Here is a 19,639-nt window from a genome sequence, read left to right as displayed (position 1 = left end):
GTTTCCTACCGTGAATTCCAGTATCGTTAATTGGACCGGTCCGGTCGGGACCTGCCCGCGATTTCAGATCGTTATCGTCGGCGAATAGACGACTATTCATTTCTCGGAGGGACAGTCGCTGTGATGCCCGTTCATTTGCGCGACAGCGCAATACCCAAACATGAGCAGTTGCGCACCATTCTCCTGCGCAAGTGCACCCAAGAACTCCAGCCTGGCGACTTGATGACCAGCGAGCGAAACCTGATGCAGGACTACGGCGTCAGTCGGATCACTGTTCGCGAGGCCATCGGCCAGTTGGTCAATGACGGACACCTCGTGCGTGTGCGTGGCAAGGGCACCTTTGTCGCGCACCGCGCTGTTCAGTCCAAGCTGCACCTTGCGTCGTTCACCGAGGAGATGAGGGCCCAGGGGCATCACCCCACCACAGTGGTCCTGGTCAGTGAGCAGGGGCCGGTCCCCGAAAGCACTGCTGCCGCACTGAATATGAGACCGGGTTCCGAGGGTTATCACGTCAAGCGCTTGCGCCTCGCCGACGGCGAGCCGGTGAGTGTGGACGACGGCTGGTTCAATCCGGAACTGTTGCCTGGTCTACTCGACATGGACTTGACGGGTTCGATCTACCGGGCGACCGCTGACAAGTACGACAAGCCGATCGACCGGGCAGAGCAGACTGTCAGTGCAGATGGTGCCAGTACGGAGATCGCGACTCTCCTCGGCACTCGTAAAGGCGCGCCGGTTCTGTACTTCGATCGAGTGTCGTTCAGTGAGATCGCGCCGGTCGAACACACTCGCAGTTGGTACCGATCCGACCGCTACCAGTTGCAGATGGAAGTGCAGGGCCAGGCGCGGCCCAAAACGCGCGGAGACCAATAGCCATCGTTCGAAACGAAAGGGCGAGCACACCTTCCGGTGTGCTCGCCCTTTGCGTTACGCCGACCAGTCGAACAGAGTGTCGCCTGTGGCGACGTCCCCACCGACGGAAGGGGATTCGACGGTGTCCGGTTTGGAATCCATCACGACAACCGGGCAGATCGCCGAGTAGCCGGTCGTGTCGATGTGCGCTGGATCGAAGCTGACAATGGGATCACCCGCATCGACGGTGTCACCCTCGGCGGCGATGAGCGTGAATCCGTCGCCTTCGAGCTTGACCGTGTCGATGCCGATATGGACCAGCACACCGGTGGCCTTCTCGCCGAAGATCACAAACGCGTGGGGGTGAAGTTTCAGGATCTTTCCGCTGATCGGCGCCACGACCGTGAGCGGGCCTTGACCGCGGGCGGGTTCGATCGCGACGCCCGAGCCGACCATCTGCTGAGCGAAAACCGGGTCCGGGACGTCCGCGAGTGCGACGACCCGGCCGGGCAGCGGGGCGAGGACGACCGTCACAGGATGTCCTCGATGTCCTCGGCAAGGGTGTCGGCTTCGGGCCCGACGATGACCTGGACAACCGTTCCGGCCTTGAGTACGCCGTGTGCGCCGGCAGCCTTGAGGGCGGACTCGTTCACCTTCGCTCCGTCCTTGACCTCGGTACGCAGGCGGGTGATGCAAGCCTCGATCTCGACGATGTTCTCTGCGCCGCCGAGGCCCTTGATGATTGCTTCCGCTTTCGACATTTGCTGCTCCTGATTGTCGGGTTGGTCGTGATCGTTGAACGGTCGTACAGGTGGGCTGACTAGTTGCTGGTCAAGGCTATCCCGGTTACGTATGTCACATTTGGGTGTTGACAACTCGCCTCGACCAGGTAAAACTACAACTGGTTATGACCGGACAGTACCCGTTGGAAGTCCGGCTCCACAACAGTTTCGACAAAACGGTTTTGCCCTCACTTCCGAGCATGAACCGTGACCTGCATTTTCACGAAACCTGCACGTGCACGACACCCGAATTTCCAGAACCAGCGGCCGATCGCGACGCGGCCCGGCGAACGAAGAAGGTCCTTGATGACTCTCGAAGACACCCCGAAGAAGGAATCGAAAGTGTTCGCCGGGGTTCAACGCCTCGGCCGAAGCTTGATGCTTCCGATCGCCGTTCTGCCGGCTGCGGGAATCTTGCTCCGCCTAGGCCAGGACGACCTGCTCGGGCGATTCAGTTCGATGCACAGTGCTGCTGCAGTGATCTCTGCGGCAGGACAAGCAGTCTTCACGTGGCTGCCGCTGATCTTCGCCGTCGGTATCGCAATCGGCTGGGCCAAGAAGGCCGACGGCTCGACTGCCTTGGCAGCCGTCGTCGGCTACATGGTGATCGACGGAGTGTTCAAGGCGATGTCGCCCATCGTCCTCGAAGGGAAGACCGACCCGAACGGGGATCAATCACTGATCAACTACGGTGTGCTCGCCGGCATCGTGATGGGCTTGCTGTCGGCGATCTTGTGGCAGCGGTTCTATCGAACGAAGCTTCCCGATTATCTCGGATTCTTCAACGGGCGCAGGCTCGTTCCCATTCTGACAGCGATCACAGGTCTCGTCGTCGGTGTCCTGATGGCATTCGTGTACCCGTTGTTCAACTCCGGATTGAACTGGGTCGGTGAAGCAGTTGCTTCCAATACCGTTGTGGGCGGCGGCATTTACGGCGCAGCGAACCGCCTCCTGATCCCCACCGGCTTGCATCACATCTTGAACTCCGCCGTGTGGTTCCTGATCGGCGACTACCAGGACGCGAGCGGACAGATCGTTCGCGGCGACCTCAACCGGTTCTTCGCCGGCGACCCATCTGCCGGCACGTTCATGACCGGCTTCTTCCCGATCATGATGTTCGCCCTCCCCGCTGCAGCCTTCGCAATCTGGCGCAACGCCAAGCCTTCTCAGAAGAAGCTCGTCGGCGGCATCATGCTCTCCACCGGCCTGACTGCTTTCCTCACCGGTATCACCGAGCCGCTCGAATTCTCCTTCATGTTCGTCGCGTGGCCGCTGTACGTCATCCACTCGCTCCTGACCGGAACGTCGATGGCCTTGGTCAATGCGCTGGGGATTCACGACGGATTCACGTTCTCCGCAGGCTTCTTCGACTACGTGTTGAACTTCGGCAAGGCCACCAACGCATGGATGTTGATCCCGATCGGACTCGGCTACGCCGTGATCTACTACTTCCTTTTCAGCTTCGTCATCAAGAAGTGGAATCTGCGCACGCCGGGACGAGAAGAAGAGGTCGAGGTGTCCGCAGGTGAGCCCGACGCCGCGCTGCTCGAGGCCGAACTGGCACTGGCTGCCGAAGGTGACAGCCGCACCGACGCCCCGCTCGTCGCCGAACTGGAAAACAAGCTCGACAAGGAACTGGGAGGACGCTGACCATGGCGATCGCAACCACGACAATCGGATCCCGAGTCGGGCTCCACGCACGACCCGCAGCGCTCTTCGCGCGCGCCGCGGCCGACCTGCCGGTCGACGTCACCATCTCGCTGGGCGACGGCGAACCCGTCGACGCCTCCAGCATGTTGTCTGTCATGACTCTCGGAGCCGCATTTGGGGATTCGGTGACGTTGCGTGCTGACGGTGACGGCGCCGATGCTGCGGTCGGTTCGCTCGCAGAGCTTCTCGCCTCCGAACTGGACGAAGCCTGATGACGGCGAGTGTGGACAACCGCATCGCGGGTATCGGAGTGAGCGCGGGTTCGGTCTGTGCGCCGTGGTTGCGATTCTCCACACCTGAGCCGACTTCGGCGTCGGACCCGATGACCGGCAGTCCCGAGGCGGAGCTGATCAGGATCCGTGAGGCACTGGACGCCGTCGCGGAGGAACTGCTCTCGCGTGCAAAGACAGTCGACGGCGTATCGGCGGAGATCCTGACGACGTCGGCTGCGATGGCGCGCGATGCGGGCATCGTGAAGGCGGCCAAGGCGAACCTGGAATCGGGGCTGCCGACCGCACACGCCGTCGCAGTTGCCTTCGACGCATTCTGTGAAAAGCTCACGGCGCTCGGTGGGTACATGGCCGAGCGGGCAACGGATTTGCGCGATCTCGGGCAGCGAGCCGTGGCCGTTCTTCGCGGGGAACCGATGCCCGGAATCCCCGCTCCCGGTCATCCGTACATCCTGGTGGCGCGCGACCTCGCTCCGGCAGATACAGCGACGTTGGGCAACAGTGACGTGGTCGGATTGTTGACTGCCGAAGGAGGTCCGACCAGCCACACCGCAATCTTGGCGAAGTCGCTCGGAATCCCGGCCGTGGTCAACTGCTCGGGAACCGATCTGCTGGCGGAGGGAAAACTCCTCATCCTCGACGGCACCACCGGGACGGTCACCATCGATCCCTCGGCAGAAATGCGCGAGCGCGCTGTTCTCGAAGCATCGTTCGTGGCAGAGCAGTCGGCTTCGGCCCATGGTCCAGGACGCACGCGTGACGGGTTCGCGGTGAGGTTGTCGGCCAACATCGGAACCCTCGAGGACGCCGCGCGGGCCGGGGCGGCGGATTGTGAGGGCGTCGGACTGTTCCGCACCGAATTCTCGTATCTCGGGCGCCACGACGCACCTTCGGTGGAGGAGCAAGCGCAGACGTATTCGTCGGTGCTCGGGCACTTCGCCGGACAGAAAGTGGTGGTCCGCACTCTCGACTCGGGGTCGGACAAGCCGTTGCCGTTTCTCGATCTCGGGGTCGAGGAGAATCCGGCCCTTGGTATCCGCGGACTTCGTGTCGGCACGGTCTATCCCGACACACTCATCAGTCAGCTCGACGCCCTCGCGGCTGCAGGCAACGCGACGGGCGCCGATCTGTGGGTGATGGCGCCGATGGTAGCCACTGCCGACGAGGCGAAAGACTTTGCAGAACTTGCGCGTTCGCGGGGGATCGGCAAGGTCGGAGCAATGATCGAGATTCCGGCTGCAGCGTTGCGAGCGAAGGATATCCTCGAGCACCTCGATTTTGTCAGTATCGGCACCAACGATCTGAGCCAGTACACCTGCGCCGTGGATCGTATGGCCGGAGGCCTGGCGCAACTGCTCGATCCGTGGCAGCCGGCGGTCCTCGATCTGATCGCGATGGTCGGTCAGGCGGGCGCCGACGCCGGGAAACCTGTTGGTGTGTGCGGAGAATCCGCGTCGGACCCGCTGTTGGCTCCGGTTCTGGTCGGTTTGGGCGTGACGAGTCTGTCGATGTCGGTCCCGGCATTGGGCGCAGTTCGCGCGCAACTGGCCTCTCTCGATCTGGCGGTGTGCAAGGACATGGCCGCTGCGGCGCGGGGCGCGCGAAACCCGCTCGAGGGTAGAGCAGCTGTCGCGCGGATTCGCGAGTCAGCATGAGTACATCAGGCTCGGCTGCTGTCGGCGATCCGCTCGTACTGCGGGGAACGGTGATCGGATCTCCGATCGGCAAGATTCACGACGGAGTTGTGGTCGCGGACGGTGAGAAGATCAGCTGGGTCGGCTCGGCTGCGGACTACATGGCGTCCGCACCGGTCGTCGTCATTCCGGAACGCACCGACACGGTGATCATGCCCGGCCTGATCGATGTCCACAGCCACGGCGCAGCTGGTGCTGGTTTCCCGAACACCGACGCCGATGGTGCGAGCCGCGCTGCGGCGCACCATGGTGAGCACGGCACGACCGGAATGCTGGCCAGCCTGGTCTCTGCACCGCGCGCAGATCTGGTCCGACAAGCAACGATGCTCGCCGATCTGGTCGAACGCGGAGAACTTCTGGGTATCCACCTCGAGGGGCCGTTCATCAACGGCGTTCGCTGCGGTGCCCAGGATCCGGCGGCGATCGTGCCCGGCGATCCGGACCTTCTCGAAGCCGTCTGTGACGCTGCGCGGGGGACCGTGCGGTCCATGACCTTGGCGCCCGAGACCGAGAACTTCGAAGAGTTGCTCGCGATCATGCGTCATCGCAATATCGTGCCGAGTTTCGGTCACACCGATGCGGACGCGGCAACGACATCGACGCGCATCGATGCTGCGGTGCACGGGGATTGGGCCGGTCAGATCAGCGCAACCCACCTCTTCAACGGGATGCCACCCCTGCACCATCGATCTCCGGGTCCCGTCGCGGCGTGCCTGGCGGCTGCCGCGAGAGGCGAGATGGTGGTGGAACTGATCGCAGACGGTGTGCATCTTGCGCCCGAGACCGTGTCGATGGTCTTCGACGCTGTCGGACCGGACCAGATCGCCTTGGTCAGTGATTCGATGGCCGCGGCCGGAATGGACGACGGCGACTACCAACTCGGTGCGCTCGACGTCACGGTTGCCGACGGAGTAGCAAGACTCGCGACCACCGACGGCAGTTCCGGTGCCATCGCCGGAGGGACTGCAAGATTGCTCGACGTGCTTCGCAGCACTGTCTTCGACGGCGGCGTCGCGCTGGAAGACGCTGTCGCAGCGGCAACTCGGAGCCCAGCGCGTCTGCTGGGACTTGGCGACCTGATCGGATCGCTGGCCGTGGGCTGCCGAGCCGACATCGTGGTCACCGATCGTCAATTGCGCCTGGGGCGTGTACTACTCGGCGGAAAAGCCGCCGGAAAGGAAAAATCATGGAAATCGTAATTCAGCCGACACCCGCGGAGGTCGACTCGACCGTCGCGGACATCGTCGAAGGCTACGTCAGAGCCGGGGCGACGACGCTTGGGCTTGCAACGGGGTCGTCGCCGATCGGAACCTATCGTGAACTGGCAGCGAGGCATCGCGATGCCGAACTCGACTTCTCGCTGGCTCGGGCGTTTCTGCTCGACGAGTACCTGGGATTGCCGAAACGCCATCCGCAGTCGTACTACTCGGTGATTCGGTCGGAGTTCGTCGATCACGTCAATCTGGATCCGGCGATGGTGTCGAGTCCCAACGGTGAAGCACCGTGCCCGGAGAAAGAGATCGCACGATACGACCAGAGCATCGCGGCGGCCGGGGGAGTGGACGTGCAGTTGCTCGGCATCGGCACCGACGGTCACATCGGCTTCAACGAACCAGGATCGTCGTTGACCTCGAGAACTCGCGTGAAGACGCTGACCGAGCAGACCCGGATCGACAACGCACGCTTTTTCGACGGGGTGGACGACGTCCCACACCACGTGCTGACCCAGGGCCTCGGAACCATCAGCGATGCAAGGCATCTGGTGATGATCGCGACCGGAGAAGGTAAGGCCGATGCGATCGGCGCTGCCGTCGAAGGTCCGTTGTCTGCGTTCTGCCCGGCTTCGGTGATGCAATTGCATCGCCATGTCACCGTCGTGATCGACGAAGCTGCGGCCAGTTCGCTCAAACTTGCCGACTACTACCGGTATGCGCTCGAGCACAAGCCGTCGTGGCAGTCCTTCTGACATGACGGTTCTGGAGCTGGCGGTGCAGGACGTGCGGGGGGCGAGGATCGCACGTTCGGTAGGAGCGACTCGAGTCGAGTTGTGTGCGGCGCTCGGTCCGACGGGGGGATTGACGCCAAGCATTGGAGTGATCGAGGCAACGTCGGAAGTGGGGATCGCGGTTCACCCGCTGATCCGTCCGCGCGCCGGAGGTTTTGTGTTCTCACCCGACGAAGTGTGGGTGATGGAGCACGACGTACGTGCGGCCGTGGCCGGTGGAGCTTCCGGCATCGTGGTCGGCGCGCTGACAGAAGACAATACGATCGACACCGTGGTGCTGCGTCGCATCATCGGATGCGTGGACCGTGCGAGGGTCGATGTGACGGTACATCGTGCGATGGACGTGGTGGCCGACCGACTGACCGCGCTGGACGAACTGATCGACCTGGGCGTGACCCGCGTGCTGACGTCCGGGGGTGCGGATACCTGCAGCGAGGGTCTCGACGAGATCGGTCGCATGGTCGAACATGCCGCGGGCCGGATCCAGATCATGGCCGGTGGCGGAATAACCGTCGACGACATCCCGGCAATCGCCGCCGTCGGCGTCGATGCGGTGCATCTCTCGGCACGCAAGGTTGTCGCGGTGTCCGGTGGCCCGGGCGGGGGATCGGACGGATACGACGTCACCGATGCAGTAGTCGCGCAGGAAGCGGCAGCCGCGCTCCGCGCTGTGCGCCTTTATTAACCCCCCGCGGTTAATAAAGGCGCACAGCCCTTGGGCTCTAGACATACATGGACATCCAACTATAGGATGGTAGACATATTCACTGCTGCCTCCTGGGCGGTCCATACGAGCAAGGAACGGGTTAGCACAATGGTTGAAAATGCGACGGTTCACGAGTTGACGCACTTCGTCGGTGGCAAGCGTGTTCCCGGGACATCTGATCGATTTGCGGACGTGTTCGATCCCAACACCGGCAAGGTGCAGGCCCGCGTCCCCCTCGCGAGCAAGGCCGAGACCGAAGCCATCATCGCCAATGCCGAAGAGGCGCAGCAGGTGTGGGCAGCATACAACCCGCAGAAGCGCGCCCGCGTGCTGATGAAGTTCCTGCAGCTCGCTCAGGCCGAGATGGATTCTCTGGCCCGCCTCCTCTCGTCCGAGCACGGCAAGACCGTCGCCGACGCCAAGGGGGACATCCAGCGTGGCCTCGAGGTCATCGAGTTCGCCGTCGGCGCTCCGCACCTGCTCAAGGGTGAATTCACCGAGAGTGCCGGCACCGGCATCGACGTGTACTCCATGCGTCAGCCGCTCGGCGTCGTCGCAGGCATCACGCCCTTCAACTTCCCCGCGATGATCCCGCTGTGGAAGGCCGGCCCCGCCCTCGCCGCCGGTAACGCCTTCATCCTCAAGCCCTCCGAGCGTGACCCCTCCGTCCCGCTGCGACTGGCTGAGCTGTTCCTCGAAGCCGGACTGCCTGCGGGTGTGTTCAACGTGGTCAACGGTGACAAGGAAGTTGTCGACGTCCTGCTCACCGACGATCGCATCAAGGCTGTCGGCTTCGTCGGCTCCACGCCGATCGCTCAGTACATCTACGAGACGGCCGCAGCTCACGGCAAGCGCGCACAGTGCTTCGGTGGCGCCAAGAACCACGCCATCGTCATGCCGGACGCCGACCTCGACGAGGTTGCCGACGCCCTGATCGGTGCAGGCTACGGCAGTGCCGGTGAGCGTTGCATGGCCATCTCGGTTGCCGTTCCCGTCGGCGAGGAGACCGCGGACGCTCTTGTCGCGAAGCTGAAGGAGCGCGTCGCGAAGCTCAAGATCGGTCGCAGTGACGACGAAGGCGTCGATTTCGGACCGCTCGTTTGCCAGGATGCCCTCGACCGCGTCAACAACTACGTGCAGATCGGCATCGACGAAGGCGCAACGGCAGTCGTCGACGGCCGCGGCTTCACCCTCGAAGGCCACGAAGGTGGATTCTTCGCCGGCGCAACCCTGTTCGACAACGTCACCTCGGACATGCGCATCTACAAGGAAGAGATCTTCGGACCTGTCCTTCAGGTGGTTCGCGCTGCCGATTACGAAGAGGCACTGCGTCTTCCGACCGAACATGAGTACGGCAACGGCGTCTCCATCTTCACCCGCGACGGCGACACCGCGCGTGACTTCACCGCTCGCGTCAACGTCGGCATGGTCGGCGTCAACGTGCCGATCCCGGTCCCGATCGCGTACCACACCTTCGGTGGCTGGAAGCGCTCCGGCTTCGGTGACCTGAACCAGCACGGTCCCGACTCCTTCCGCTTCTACACCAAGACCAAGACGGTGACGCAGCGTTGGCCTTCCGGCAAGAAGGAAGAGACCAATCACTTCGTCATCCCCACGATGAACTGATCGGACTACCTTCCATGTTTACTCTGACCGATGACGAGCGGGCGATTCGTGACACTGCCCGCGACTTCGCGGCCGAGCATCTGGCGCCCAACGCAGTGGAGTGGGATCAGACCAAGCATTTCCCGGTGGACGTCCTCCGTAAGGCGGCGTCCCTGGGAATGGGCGGTATCTACATTCGTGAAGACGTGGGCGGCAGTGAGCTGAGCCGCGTCGACGCTGCCCGGATCTTCGAAGAGCTGGCCAAGGGCGATCCGTCGATCGCCGCGTACATCTCCATCCACAACATGGTCACGTGGATGATCGACCAGTTCGGCAACGACGAACAGCGCCACAAGTGGGTCCCCGGACTCTGCTCGATGGATCAACTGGGCAGCTACTGCCTCACCGAACCCGGCGCTGGCTCCGATGCTGCGGGCTTGAGCACCAAGGCCGTTCGTGACGGCGACGACTACATCCTCAACGGCGTCAAGCAGTTCATCTCCGGCGCAGGCACTTCCGACGTGTACGTCGTGATGGCGCGCACCGGATCTGCCGGTGCCAAGGGGATCTCGGCGTTCATCGTGCCCAAGGATTCGCCCGGACTGTCGTTCGGTGCCAACGAGGTCAAGATGGGCTGGAACGCGCAGCCCACCCGTCAGGTGATCTTCGAAGACGTGCGAGTTCCTGCCGCCAACATGCTCGGTGAAGAGGGCAGCGGCTTCCGCATCGCTATGAAGGGTCTCAACGGCGGCCGGCTGAACATCGCCGCCTGCTCGGTCGGTGGGGCCCAGGCGGCGCTGGAGAAGGCAGTCGCATATCTGGTGGACCGCAAAGCTTTCGGTTCGGCACTGATCGAGTCGCAGGCCCTGCAGTTCCAGCTCGCCGACATGCGTACCGAACTCGAAGCGGCCAGGACGTTGCTGTGGCGCGCCGCTGCCGCACTCGAAGACGGAGCGTCCGACGTCGTGGAGTTGTGTGCGATGGCCAAGCGCTTTGCCACCGACACCGGGTTCGACGTAGCCAACAAGGCTCTCCAGCTTCACGGCGGGTACGGCTATCTTGCTGAGTACGGGATCGAGAAGATCGTCCGCGATCTTCGGGTTCATCAGATCCTCGAAGGCAGCAACGAGATCATGAGGGTGGTCATCGCGCGAAGCGTGGTCGCATCAGGTCAGGGAAAGCAAGGAGCAGCATGAGCGACGAGCTCGAGGTATTGATCGAAAAGCGTGACGGACTGGGGCTCATCACCCTCAACCGGCCCAAGGCGATCAACGCCCTCAACCACTCGATGGTCAAGGCGATGGCCAAGGCACTCGCGGAATGGAAGTCCGACGACGACGTCAAGGCGGTCGTACTCACGGGCGCCGGCGAGCGTGGTCTGTGCGCCGGCGGCGACATCGTCTCGATCTACCACGACGCCAAGGACGGCAAGACCGGTTCGCTCGATTTCTGGCGTGAGGAGTACATCCTCAATTCCGAGATCGCGAACTACCCGAAGCCGTACGTCGCAATCATGGACGGGATCGTCATGGGCGGCGGCGTCGGAGTGTCCGCACACGGCGACATTCGCATCGTGACCGAGCGCTCGATGATCGGAATGCCCGAGACCGGAATCGGTTTCATCCCTGACGTGGGCGGAACTTACCTGCTCTCGCGTGCTCCCGGTGAACTCGGAACGCACATCGCGCTCACCACGGCGCGACTGAGCGCCGGCGATGCCATCGCAGCAGGCTTCGCGGATCACTTCATCCCGTCGGAGAACATCGAGACGTTCATCGCCGCACTCGCGTCGTCTTCGGTTGCCGACGCCGTGGCGCAGTACGCGGAGCCGGCTCCGGTGTCGGAACTGTTGGCCCAGCAGAGCTGGATCGACGCCGCGTACTCTGCCGACGACGTCTCCACCATCGTCGAGCGTCTTCGAGCGAGTGGAATCCCCGAGGCGGAGAAGGCAGCGGAGCAGATTCTCGGCAAGTCTCCGATTGCACTGTCGGTGACCCTGCGATCCCTGCGACATGCCAAGGAAGCAGCAAGCTTGGAAGAAGTCCTCAACGAGGAGTTCCGGGTCTCGACGGCAGCGCTCGCCTCACACGACCTGGTCGAGGGTATTCGCGCCCAGGTAGTCGAGAAGGACCGAAACCCGAAGTGGTTGCCGGCAACCCTCGAAGATGTCACGGCTGAATCCGTCGATGCCTACTTCGCCCCGCTGGGCGACAACGAGCTCGGACTCACCCCTCAACCGCAAGGCAACTGATCACCGCCGAAGGAGCATCACTAATGAGCACCATTGGATTTATCGGACTCGGTCACATGGGTGGCCCGATGGCGGCCAATCTCGTCAAGGCCGGACACAAGGTCGTCGGTTTCGATCTGGCACCCGCGGCGCTGGAGCAGGCAGTCAAAGACGGTGCAGCGGTAGCGGATTCGGCGGTCGACGCCGTTCGCGGTGCCGACGTCGTGATCACGATGCTGCCGAGCGGTAAGCATGTTCTGGGTCTGTACGAAGAGCTGCTGCCGGTGGCAACACCGGGCACGCTGTTCATCGACTGTTCCACCATCGACGTCGCAGACGCCCGCGAGGCACACGACAAGGCCGAAGCGGCCGGTCACCGCAGCGTCGACGCACCGGTCTCCGGTGGAGTCGTCGGGGCTACCGCAGGCACGCTGGCATTCATGGTCGGCGGTTCCGAAGCTGACTTCCAGGCCGCGTCACCGTTGCTGGACGTGATGGGCCGCAAGGTCGTTCACTGCGGCGACGCCGGTGTCGGCCAGGCTGCCAAGATCTGCAACAACATGATCCTCGGCATTTCGATGATCGCGATCAGCGAGGCATTCGTGCTGGGCGAGAAGCTCGGCCTGAGCAACCAGGCGCTCTTCGACGTGGCGTCCAACGCCTCGGGGCAGTGCTGGTCACTGACCACCAACTGCCCGGTACCGGGACCGGTGCCCACCAGCCCGGCCAACAACGACTACCAGCCCGGCTTTGCTGTCGCGCTGATGGACAAGGACCTCGGTCTGGCTGCAAATGCGCTGCGCAACAACGGCGTCGATGCGGAGATCGGGCTCAAGGCCGCGGAACTCTACAGTCGCTTCCACGCCGCGGGCGGTGGCGGTCAGGACTTCTCTGCCATCATCAACGACATCCGTGACCGTTCGACCGAAGGACAGTAGTGACCGACTTCAACACCATCATCCTCGAGCGTAAGGGTCGCGTCGGCGTCATCACGCTCAACCGCCCGAAGGCTCTCAACGCCCTGAACTCCGAGCTGATGAACGAGGTCGTCGCCGCGGTTGCCGACCTCGAAGCGGACAACGGCATCGGAGCCATCCTGATCACCGGTTCCGAGCGCGCCTTCGCCGCCGGCGCCGACATCAAGGAAATGCAGTCCAAGACGTACATGGACGCATACGTCGAAGATTTCTTCACCCCGTGGGACCGCGTCGCAGCCGCTCGTAAGCCGCTGATCGCCGCCGTCTCCGGGTACGCGCTCGGTGGTGGCTGCGAACTGGCGATGCTCTGCGATTTCATCATCGCTTCGGATACCGCGAAGTTCGGCCAGCCCGAGATCAAGCTCGGTGTCATTCCGGGTATCGGTGGCTCACAGCGCCTTACGCGCGCCGTGGGTAAGGCCAAGGCCATGGAGCTGTGCCTGACCGGCCGCAACATGGACGCAGAAGAGGCCGAGCGCGCAGGCCTGGTTGCCCGGATCGTTCCGGCCGCCGATCTGCTCGACGACGCATTGAAGACCGCAACCACCATCGCCGAGATGTCGCTGCCGATTGCGATGATGGCCAAGGAAGCGGTCAACCGTTCCTTCGAGACCACACTCGCCGAGGGCGTCCGCTTCGAGCGTCGGGTGTTCCACTCGACCTTCGCGACGGAGGATCAGAAGGAAGGCATGACCGCGTTCGTGGAGAAGCGGTCCGCCGAGTTCAAGCACCGCTGAAATTCGTTAGCGCTGAACTTTCGAACAGCTGAAACTGCCCTCACACTCGTCGAGAGTGTGAGGGCAGTTTCTTTGTGTGTACGGGTCGTCGGTTCACCACTTGGTGGGCGCGCCGCCGGTGTCGAAGTCACCCGCAGTCTTGCGAAGTTCAGTGAGGATCGTCACCAATTGCTCGAGCTTGTCCTGCTGGAGTCCGGGGTGTGCGAACACTTTGCTGTTGAGCATTTCAGTGGCTTCGAGGGCCAGCGCGCGACCCGCTTCGGAGATCTCGATGAGCGTCGCACGTCGATCGCTGGGATGCGGGACCCGTCTGACCAGCTCCGCTTTCTCCAAGCGGTCGACGGCATTGGTGACGCTGGTGGGGTGAACCTGGAGTCGGGCGCTTGCCTTGGCCATCGGGAGGGCGCCCGACCTGGTGAAGGTGAGAAGCGTCAGCAGTTCGTAGCGGGCGAAGGTCAGCCCGAGAGGCTTGAGTACCTCTTCGACCCGCGCCATCATGATCTGCTGCGCACGCATCACCGACGTGACCGCAGCCATACCGTCGGCGACATCGCTCCAACCGTGCTTCGTCCACTGACGATGCGCCTCTTCGATGGGGTCGAGGGGGAGCGGCGCGGGGGGAGACATAAGTTCGATCATCCCATGCTGGCAAGCGGTCGGGTGCCTTGTCTGATTGTGTGTCGCAGCCGCTTACGTCTGTAGAGTCCCACGGGTGATTTCAATCCTCGTAGCGGGTGGCGTCTCGTTGTTCGTCGCGCTCTTCCTGACTCCGTTTCTCATTCGTGTGCTTTCGCGGCAGGGGCTCGGGCACGAGATTCGGATCGAGGGTCCGCAGAGTCATCAGGGCAAGCGTGGCACCCCGTCGATGGGCGGGATCGCGATCATCGCCGGCATGTGGGCGGGCTACCTGGCGGCACACATCATCGGTTTCGGCTCGCGGCTACCGCGGTTGTCTGCATCCGGTTGGCTGGTTCTCGCGCTCGCCACGTCACTGGGAATCGTCGGCTTTCTCGACGACTTCATCAAGATCCGCAAGAAGCGCAATCTCGGGCTGAACAAGACGGCAAAGACCGTCGGTCAACTGGCGAGCGCCATCATCTTCGGCATTCTGTTCCTGCAGTTCTCCAACAACAACGGAGTCACCCCCGGAAGCCAGTACCTGTCCCATGTGCGAGATATCTCGGTGTTCTCCATGGGTGCCATCGGCTTTGTGGTCTTCTTCTGCATTCTGGTGTTCGCCTGGTCCAACGCCGTCAATTTCACCGACGGTCTCGACGGTCTCGCGGCCGGTTCGATGGGCATGATCCTGGGGACCTACGTCGTCATCGCCGGTTGGCAGTACCGGAACTCGTGTGTCCTCGAGCCTGCCGCCGGTTGCTACGACGTTCGTGACCCCCTGGATCTCGCTATCGTCGCTGCCGCGGCAGGCGGGGCGTGCCTCGGCTTCCTCTGGTGGAATGCCGCCCCGGCTCAGATCTTCATGGGTGACACCGGCTCCTTGGCGCTGGGCGGCCTGGTGGTCGGCCTGTCCGTCACGACGCACACCGAGCTGCTGATGGTCATCATCGGCGCCCTGTTCGTGGCTGAGATCCTGTCGGTGATCATCCAGGTTCTGGTCTTCCGATCGTCCGGCCGACGCGTATTCAAGATGGCCCCGATCCATCATCACTTCGAGTTACTCGGTTGGCCGGAAACCGTCGTGATTGCAAGATTCTGGATCTTTGTCGCGATCTCGTGCGTCCTGGGACTTGCCACCTTCTACAGCGAGTGGTTCTCCGCTGCCGGTTAGACCGATTCACTCTTTCGGGTCGTATCACTCTTTCGGGTCGTAGCCAGAAGAGCGACCAGACCGAGCGACACACACGCCGTCATCGTGACGGCCAGGGCTGTGCTCGTGTTTCCCAGCAGGCCGACGGCCGGCGCGATGGCCGCACCGACGCCGAACTGGAATGCACCGAGCATTGCCGCGGCAGTACCGGCCGCTTCGCCGTGACGAGCGAGCGCCAGTGCCGGGGCGTTGGGAAGAACGAACCCGATGGCACCGGCCATGACCCACAGTGCGATCACGAATCCGGCGAGCCCGCCCAGTTCCAGGACCGCGACGGCAATGACGACGGCCCCGGAGACAACTGCAGCCACGAGGGCCCACTTGGTGATCTGCTGAGGAGTCCAGCGATCGAGCAGTCGGACGTTGACCTGCGAAGCACCGATCAACGCAATCGCGCCCGCACTGAAGAGCAGTGCGAACTCCTGCTGATTGAGGCCGTACTGATCTTGATAGACAAACGACGCGCCTGAGACATACGCGAACAACGACGCCATACCGACGCTGGAGACGAGCGTCAGGACCATGAACGTGCGGTCGCCGAGCAGCGAACCGTAGGTGCGGAGAACCGACTTCAATCCGCTCGGGCGACGCTTTTCCTTCGGCAGTGTTTCGGACAGTCCGAAAGCACCGATCATCGCCGTGCCGACGCCGATCAGTGCCAGGACGACGAAGATCCCGCGCCAGTCGAGGGCGACGAGGAGGGCGCCACCGATGCTGGGCGCCAGGATCGGCGCAACGCCGAGCACGAGCATCAGCCGACTCATCACGACGGCAACGGTGTTACCGCTGTAGAGGTCGCGGACGATCGCCATGGTGACCACTGCCGCGGCCGCCGCGCCCATGCCCTGGAAAACCCGCAGGATGCCGAGGACCGCGATGCTCGGTGCGAACACCGCCAGCAGCGAAGCCAGGATGTGCACACCGATCCCGGCGAGCAGCGGCTTCTTGCGGCCGAGAGTGTCCGAGAGCGGCCCGACCAACAGCTGTCCGAGTGCGAGGCCGATGAGAGTTCCGGTGATCGTCAGCTGAACCGTTGACGACGAGACCCCGAGATCGGCGCCGATATCCGGCAGCGCGGGCAGGTACATGTCGATGGTGAAGGGCCCGAGCGCAGTCATGGAACCGAGGGCAAGAATCTTCCCGACGCTGGGCTTACGGTCGACACTGCTCATTTCCAGCGGGGCTGCCTTCACGGGCGGGGCAACGGCGGTGTTCTCGGCACTCATGAAACCTTCTGGGTTGTCTGGGTCTGGCGAACTGCTCGGTCGTTCGGGCGAAATTCGTATGATCTGCGCCCGCCGAGGGAGTCAGCATCGAGACTGACCGATTTGTTCCCGAAGGGCTCGCAGTTTTCCCAGAGACTGGAACGGCGGGTGGGATCGCACTCGAATCATGCTGAGCGGAACTGTGGTTCGACGCCGTGACTCAGGGCAGAGTTACTTACTGACGCGGGTGTGGCTGAGTGGCTAGGCACCGGCCTGCAAAGCCGTTCACACGGGTTCGAGTCCCGTCATCCGCTCGTGTCGGAGACCGGCAGGCATACCGCCTGCCGGTCTTCCTTGTGAGGTCCCGGTTCACGGGGTCGGCTGCGATAGTCTGGGCTGCCGGAGCGAGCGGACCATATGAGTGAGGCACTGAATTGATTTCGGGACAGGACCTGCGATCACGGCGCTTGGACGTGGGGATCAGTCAGTTCCAGTTCGCCCGTCAAGCGGGAGTCTCGTCAGCCGTCGTCTCCGCGTGGGAACTCGACAAGGCGTATCCGAAGCCACCGGCGGAACGAGCAGTTCTCACGGCCCTCTCCGCGCTGGAAGCGGCCAAGCGTGAGGGTACGTACGCGGCCCCCCGGAAGCGATCGAGCGGCAGTACCCGTGCGCGTCGAGTGACACCGGTCAACGACCCCGCCTCGGTGGCCAGGCGTGCCGTCGCGGGGGCAGGAAGCGGCGACCCCACCGTATTGACAGCGTTCTCGGGTTGTGGCGGTATGGCCGAAGGCTTTCGGATGGCGGGGTTTTCGGTGGAGGGATACATCGAAGTCGTGCCGGAGGCGCGTGCGACCTTCGATCGGAACTTCCCCGGCGCGAGGTGCCTCGGCGAGGACATTCGGGCGATCGACGAAGCCCGGGTGAAAGATCTTCTGGCACAAGTGGACATCGATGTGTTGGCTGGGGGACCGCCGTGTCAGGGGTTCAGCCTCGCCGGCCGGCGAGACCGCGACGATCCGCGCAACCATCTCTTCCGGAACCTGCTGCAGCTCGCCGAATTGGTGAAGCCGAAGGTCTTGGTGATGGAAAACGTGCGACTGCTGCTCAGCATGAAGGACCCGGACGGTGGGATGGTCGTCGACCGGATTCTCGGCGAGATGGCTGCATGCGGTTACGACGCGTCGGTCAACACGGTCAATGCGCAGGATTACGGCGTCCCGCAGTTCCGGGAACGAGTGTTCATCGTGGCGACCCGCCGCGACAGTAGTATCGGGCCGCTGCGTTTTCCGCCGAAGACTCACGGCGTGAATGGTGTTGCGCCGCTGAGGACTTTTCGCGATGCCACCGTCGACCTGGCCCCGCTGGAATCCGGGCAGGCTTGCGAGACGGACCCGCTGCACTGGGCCGTCGAGCATCCCGAGCACGTCTTGCGGTGGCTGCGTGATGTACCAGAAGGAATGTCGGCGCACGACAACGAAGATCCGGCCATGCGACCGTCGTCCGGGTACAACACGACGTACAAGCGCCTCCGGTGGGACGAGCCGGCGTCCACGGTCGGAACCACTTTCGGGATGATCTCGGCTTCACGCAACGTGCATCCGAAACACACGCGATCGTTGACCGTTCGAGAAGCTGCTCGCCTCCAGACCTTTCCCGACGACTACGTCTTCGAGGGTAAGTGGGGAGCGGTGCGCACGATGATCGGCAATGCGGTGCCGCCGCAGCTGGCGTCGGTACTGGCAGGAGAGATCAAGAAGGCACTCGGCTGAGATAGAGCACCTACGGAAAATGGGGCCGACAATGTCGGCCCCATTTCGAGTTACGCCCTGGCAGGGGTGTGGTGCAAGCGAATCAGCTGAGGTTGAGCTTGGCGATCAACGGCTGGACGACCTTGATGATGTCGATGACGGCGCTGAGGGTGTTGATGGAACCCATGTTTCGGTCCTCCGTGTCGTATGTACAGGTTTGTATGTACAAGGTTGTGTCTGCGTGGTGTTTCTGTACGACCTTGTGTCGCAGACACAAGTTAGCAAACTGGACGCTTGTTTTGGTCGAAATGACCACTTTGCGCTGAAGTTGCTGAAAAGTTCACGGATTGTTCAGGAGCGGAAACAAAAAACAGGCCGGACTCCCCGAAGTCCGGCCTGTCGATGACGCTTTGCGATCAGCTGAATGCCGAAAGTGCGCTGATGAGGCCGATGCCCGCAACTGCGACCTTGAGGACACTCAAGACGTCTTCGAGCTTGACACCCTCGGGCAATACGTTTTCGACAGACTCCATGTTGGATCCTTCATGTGTTGGGGTCGTGGTCCAGCGCCACTGCAAGCAAGATACCCAATCGTGACCACCTGTGAAACCCCGGCGCGAAGATCACAGTTTTGTTGCGCCGGACTCACTGGCCGTCGCAGCCATGGTGGCCGCCACTATTTGTTCCACGCTGATGCCCGCCGCCGGTAGGCAGTGGTAGAAAATTCGTTCGCAGAGGTCGACCATCTCGCCTCGTTCGAGGGTCGGCTCGTCGATCCAGTTGACGACTATTTCCTCCATGAATGCCTGCCACCCGGCGATGGTCGCCTCGACGGTCGCATTCGATTCGATGCCCAGATTTGTGAGCGCGGCGACGATCCATGTGGTGAACGTTCGGCGCATCCCGCGATAGATCGTGCGCATCCGGACGTCGCCACTGCCGGCCATCCGCATCACGGCGAGGTAAATGGTGGGGTGCTCGATAACGGCATCGACGAAAGTTTCGATACCTGAACGCAGCTGGGACGTGATCGGTAGTTCGGGATCCGGTCGCATTCGATCTTCGAGATCGGCCGAGGCAGCCTCGAGGATCGCGTTCTGGAAACCCTTCTTGTTCTTGAAGTAGTGAAACAGCAGTGGGGGCGAGACACCGGCCTCGGCTGCGACGCGATCCATCGACAGTTGGTCGAAAGGCTCGGTCCGCAACATGCGTACTGCTACCTCGAGGATTTGCCTCTGACGGTCTTCGGGGGAGCGGGGGACTGCGGCCATTCCGACATCTTATGTATTGGTTCGGAAGGTTCATTGACTTTTACTCAACGCTGTCTATA

The 19,639-nt window shown here is 62.7% G+C and carries 20 protein-coding genes and 1 tRNA gene; 15 read left to right on the top strand and 6 right to left on the bottom strand.

Annotated elements, in window-relative coordinates:
- Window positions 1-123: 123 nt before the first annotated feature.
- Window positions 124-873: a GntR family transcriptional regulator gene (locus QMA15_RS22130; RefSeq protein ID WP_019749216.1), complete on the top strand. Its 750-nt coding sequence runs from the start codon at window positions 124-126 to the stop codon at window positions 871-873.
- 54 nt (window positions 874-927) lie between these two features.
- Here QMA15_RS22130 and QMA15_RS22125 read toward each other — a convergent pair whose 3' ends face one another.
- Window positions 928-1,386, bottom strand: coding sequence for a glucose PTS transporter subunit IIA (locus QMA15_RS22125; protein ID WP_019749215.1), 459 nt, complete (start codon window positions 1,384-1,386; stop codon window positions 928-930).
- Complete coding sequence (locus QMA15_RS22120; RefSeq protein WP_003941324.1) at window positions 1,383-1,613, bottom strand: PTS glucose/sucrose transporter subunit IIB; 231 nt, start codon at window positions 1,611-1,613, stop codon at window positions 1,383-1,385. Before QMA15_RS22120 ends, QMA15_RS22125 begins: the two co-directional genes overlap by 4 nt.
- A 327-nt stretch (window positions 1,614-1,940) precedes the next feature.
- Between QMA15_RS22120 and QMA15_RS22115 the strand changes: the two genes are divergently transcribed.
- The 11 genes from QMA15_RS22115 to QMA15_RS22065 all read left to right on the top strand — a co-directional run bounded on the left by QMA15_RS22115 (window position 1,941) and on the right by QMA15_RS22065 (window position 13,528).
- Window positions 1,941-3,284 carry a PTS transporter subunit EIIC gene (locus QMA15_RS22115; protein WP_279164008.1) on the top strand — a complete coding sequence of 448 codons (1,344 nt, stop codon included), beginning with the start codon at window positions 1,941-1,943 and terminating at the stop codon, window positions 3,282-3,284.
- Between the two features lie 2 nt (window positions 3,285-3,286).
- The gene (locus tag QMA15_RS22110) at window positions 3,287-3,556 is read left to right on the top strand and encodes an HPr family phosphocarrier protein (RefSeq protein ID WP_019749212.1); all 270 of its coding nucleotides are present in this window, start codon (window positions 3,287-3,289) and stop codon (window positions 3,554-3,556) included.
- On the top strand, window positions 3,556-5,229 hold the full coding sequence (gene ptsP / locus QMA15_RS22105; protein ID WP_279164007.1) for a phosphoenolpyruvate--protein phosphotransferase: 1,674 nt from the start codon (window positions 3,556-3,558) through the stop codon (window positions 5,227-5,229). Before QMA15_RS22110 ends, ptsP begins: the two co-directional genes overlap by 1 nt.
- A complete protein-coding gene (locus QMA15_RS22100) occupies window positions 5,226-6,467 on the top strand; it encodes an N-acetylglucosamine-6-phosphate deacetylase (protein WP_279164006.1) in 1,242 nt (413 codons plus the stop codon). Before ptsP ends, QMA15_RS22100 begins: the two co-directional genes overlap by 4 nt.
- Window positions 6,455-7,234 carry a glucosamine-6-phosphate deaminase gene (nagB, locus tag QMA15_RS22095; RefSeq protein ID WP_070797126.1) on the top strand — a complete coding sequence of 260 codons (780 nt, stop codon included), beginning with the start codon at window positions 6,455-6,457 and terminating at the stop codon, window positions 7,232-7,234. The genes QMA15_RS22100 and nagB overlap by 13 nt, the downstream gene beginning before the upstream one ends.
- A gap of 1 nt (window position 7,235) precedes the next feature.
- Window positions 7,236-7,958, top strand: coding sequence for a copper homeostasis protein CutC (locus QMA15_RS22090; protein ID WP_290286453.1), 723 nt, complete (start codon window positions 7,236-7,238; stop codon window positions 7,956-7,958).
- Window positions 7,959-8,087: 129 nt separating this feature from the next.
- Window positions 8,088-9,605, top strand: a complete 1,518-nt coding sequence (locus tag QMA15_RS22085) for a CoA-acylating methylmalonate-semialdehyde dehydrogenase (RefSeq protein ID WP_019749207.1) — start codon at window positions 8,088-8,090, stop codon at window positions 9,603-9,605.
- 14 nt (window positions 9,606-9,619) lie between these two features.
- On the top strand, window positions 9,620-10,780 hold the full coding sequence (locus QMA15_RS22080; protein ID WP_007726145.1) for an isobutyryl-CoA dehydrogenase: 1,161 nt from the start codon (window positions 9,620-9,622) through the stop codon (window positions 10,778-10,780).
- Window positions 10,777-11,835, top strand: coding sequence for an enoyl-CoA hydratase/isomerase family protein (locus QMA15_RS22075; protein ID WP_019749206.1), 1,059 nt, complete (start codon window positions 10,777-10,779; stop codon window positions 11,833-11,835). The genes QMA15_RS22080 and QMA15_RS22075 overlap by 4 nt, the downstream gene beginning before the upstream one ends.
- A 23-nt stretch (window positions 11,836-11,858) precedes the next feature.
- A complete protein-coding gene (gene mmsB / locus QMA15_RS22070; RefSeq protein ID WP_279164005.1) occupies window positions 11,859-12,752 on the top strand; it encodes a 3-hydroxyisobutyrate dehydrogenase in 894 nt (297 codons plus the stop codon).
- Window positions 12,752-13,528, top strand: coding sequence for an enoyl-CoA hydratase (locus QMA15_RS22065; RefSeq protein ID WP_003941374.1), 777 nt, complete (start codon window positions 12,752-12,754; stop codon window positions 13,526-13,528). The genes mmsB and QMA15_RS22065 overlap by 1 nt, the downstream gene beginning before the upstream one ends.
- Before the next feature lie 93 nt (window positions 13,529-13,621).
- On the opposite strand, the gene QMA15_RS22060 is transcribed toward QMA15_RS22065, so the two are convergent.
- A complete protein-coding gene (locus QMA15_RS22060; protein WP_279164004.1) occupies window positions 13,622-14,155 on the bottom strand; it encodes a MarR family transcriptional regulator in 534 nt (177 codons plus the stop codon).
- 85 nt (window positions 14,156-14,240) lie between these two features.
- On the opposite strand from QMA15_RS22060, the gene mraY reads away from it, so the two are divergent.
- Window positions 14,241-15,317, top strand: coding sequence for a phospho-N-acetylmuramoyl-pentapeptide-transferase (gene mraY / locus QMA15_RS22055; RefSeq protein ID WP_003941316.1), 1,077 nt, complete (start codon window positions 14,241-14,243; stop codon window positions 15,315-15,317).
- Here the strand turns inward: mraY and QMA15_RS22050 are convergent.
- A complete protein-coding gene (locus QMA15_RS22050) occupies window positions 15,314-16,528 on the bottom strand; it encodes a multidrug effflux MFS transporter (RefSeq protein ID WP_051253189.1) in 1,215 nt (404 codons plus the stop codon). The two genes, mraY and QMA15_RS22050, sit on opposite strands and share 4 nt — an antisense overlap.
- A gap of 276 nt (window positions 16,529-16,804) precedes the next feature.
- On the opposite strand from QMA15_RS22050, the gene QMA15_RS22045 reads away from it, so the two are divergent.
- Window positions 16,805-16,875 (top strand) — tRNA-Cys (locus QMA15_RS22045).
- A gap of 159 nt (window positions 16,876-17,034) precedes the next feature.
- Window positions 17,035-18,330, top strand: coding sequence for a DNA cytosine methyltransferase (locus tag QMA15_RS22040; protein WP_041815047.1), 1,296 nt, complete (start codon window positions 17,035-17,037; stop codon window positions 18,328-18,330).
- Between the two features lie 82 nt (window positions 18,331-18,412).
- On the opposite strand, the gene QMA15_RS22035 is transcribed toward QMA15_RS22040, so the two are convergent.
- Both QMA15_RS22035 and QMA15_RS22030 read right to left on the bottom strand, forming a co-directional pair.
- Window positions 18,413-18,538: a hypothetical protein gene (locus QMA15_RS22035; protein ID WP_255246884.1), complete on the bottom strand. Its 126-nt coding sequence runs from the start codon at window positions 18,536-18,538 to the stop codon at window positions 18,413-18,415.
- Between the two features lie 394 nt (window positions 18,539-18,932).
- Entirely contained in the window at window positions 18,933-19,580 is a 648-nt protein-coding gene (locus QMA15_RS22030; RefSeq protein WP_046378816.1) for a TetR/AcrR family transcriptional regulator, read from the bottom strand.
- Window positions 19,581-19,639 lie beyond the last annotated feature (59 nt).

Origin of the sequence: Rhodococcus sp. APC 3903, from assembly GCF_030407755.1 — a bacterium.
In the GTDB taxonomy this organism is placed as follows: domain Bacteria; phylum Actinomycetota; class Actinomycetes; order Mycobacteriales; family Mycobacteriaceae; genus Rhodococcus_F; species Rhodococcus_F erythropolis.
The sequence above is the reverse complement of the archived record's forward strand: the minus strand, read 5'-3'. Positions and strand labels throughout refer to the sequence as shown.

Bases quoted from the DNA above. Each gene is read 5' to 3' on its own strand.
- QMA15_RS22130 (WP_019749216.1), top strand. From the start codon at position 124: ATGCCCGTTCATTTGCGCGACAGCGCAATACCCAAACATGAGCAGTTG.
- QMA15_RS22120 (WP_003941324.1), bottom strand. From the start codon at position 1,613: ATGTCGAAAGCGGAAGCAATCATCAAGGGCCTCGGCGGCGCAGAGAAC.
- QMA15_RS22115 (WP_279164008.1), top strand. From the start codon at position 1,941: ATGACTCTCGAAGACACCCCGAAGAAGGAATCGAAAGTGTTCGCCGGG.
- QMA15_RS22110 (WP_019749212.1), top strand. From the start codon at position 3,287: ATGGCGATCGCAACCACGACAATCGGATCCCGAGTCGGGCTCCACGCA.
- ptsP (WP_279164007.1), top strand. From the start codon at position 3,556: ATGACGGCGAGTGTGGACAACCGCATCGCGGGTATCGGAGTGAGCGCG.
- QMA15_RS22100 (WP_279164006.1), top strand. From the start codon at position 5,226: ATGAGTACATCAGGCTCGGCTGCTGTCGGCGATCCGCTCGTACTGCGG.
- nagB (WP_070797126.1), top strand. From the start codon at position 6,455: ATGGAAATCGTAATTCAGCCGACACCCGCGGAGGTCGACTCGACCGTC.
- QMA15_RS22090 (WP_290286453.1), top strand. From the start codon at position 7,236: ATGACGGTTCTGGAGCTGGCGGTGCAGGACGTGCGGGGGGCGAGGATC.
- QMA15_RS22085 (WP_019749207.1), top strand. From the start codon at position 8,088: ATGGTTGAAAATGCGACGGTTCACGAGTTGACGCACTTCGTCGGTGGC.
- QMA15_RS22080 (WP_007726145.1), top strand. From the start codon at position 9,620: ATGTTTACTCTGACCGATGACGAGCGGGCGATTCGTGACACTGCCCGC.
- QMA15_RS22075 (WP_019749206.1), top strand. From the start codon at position 10,777: ATGAGCGACGAGCTCGAGGTATTGATCGAAAAGCGTGACGGACTGGGG.
- mmsB (WP_279164005.1), top strand. From the start codon at position 11,859: ATGAGCACCATTGGATTTATCGGACTCGGTCACATGGGTGGCCCGATG.
- QMA15_RS22060 (WP_279164004.1), bottom strand. From the start codon at position 14,155: ATGTCTCCCCCCGCGCCGCTCCCCCTCGACCCCATCGAAGAGGCGCAT.
- QMA15_RS22050 (WP_051253189.1), bottom strand. From the start codon at position 16,528: ATGAGCAGTGTCGACCGTAAGCCCAGCGTCGGGAAGATTCTTGCCCTC.
- QMA15_RS22030 (WP_046378816.1), bottom strand. From the start codon at position 19,580: ATGGCCGCAGTCCCCCGCTCCCCCGAAGACCGTCAGAGGCAAATCCTC.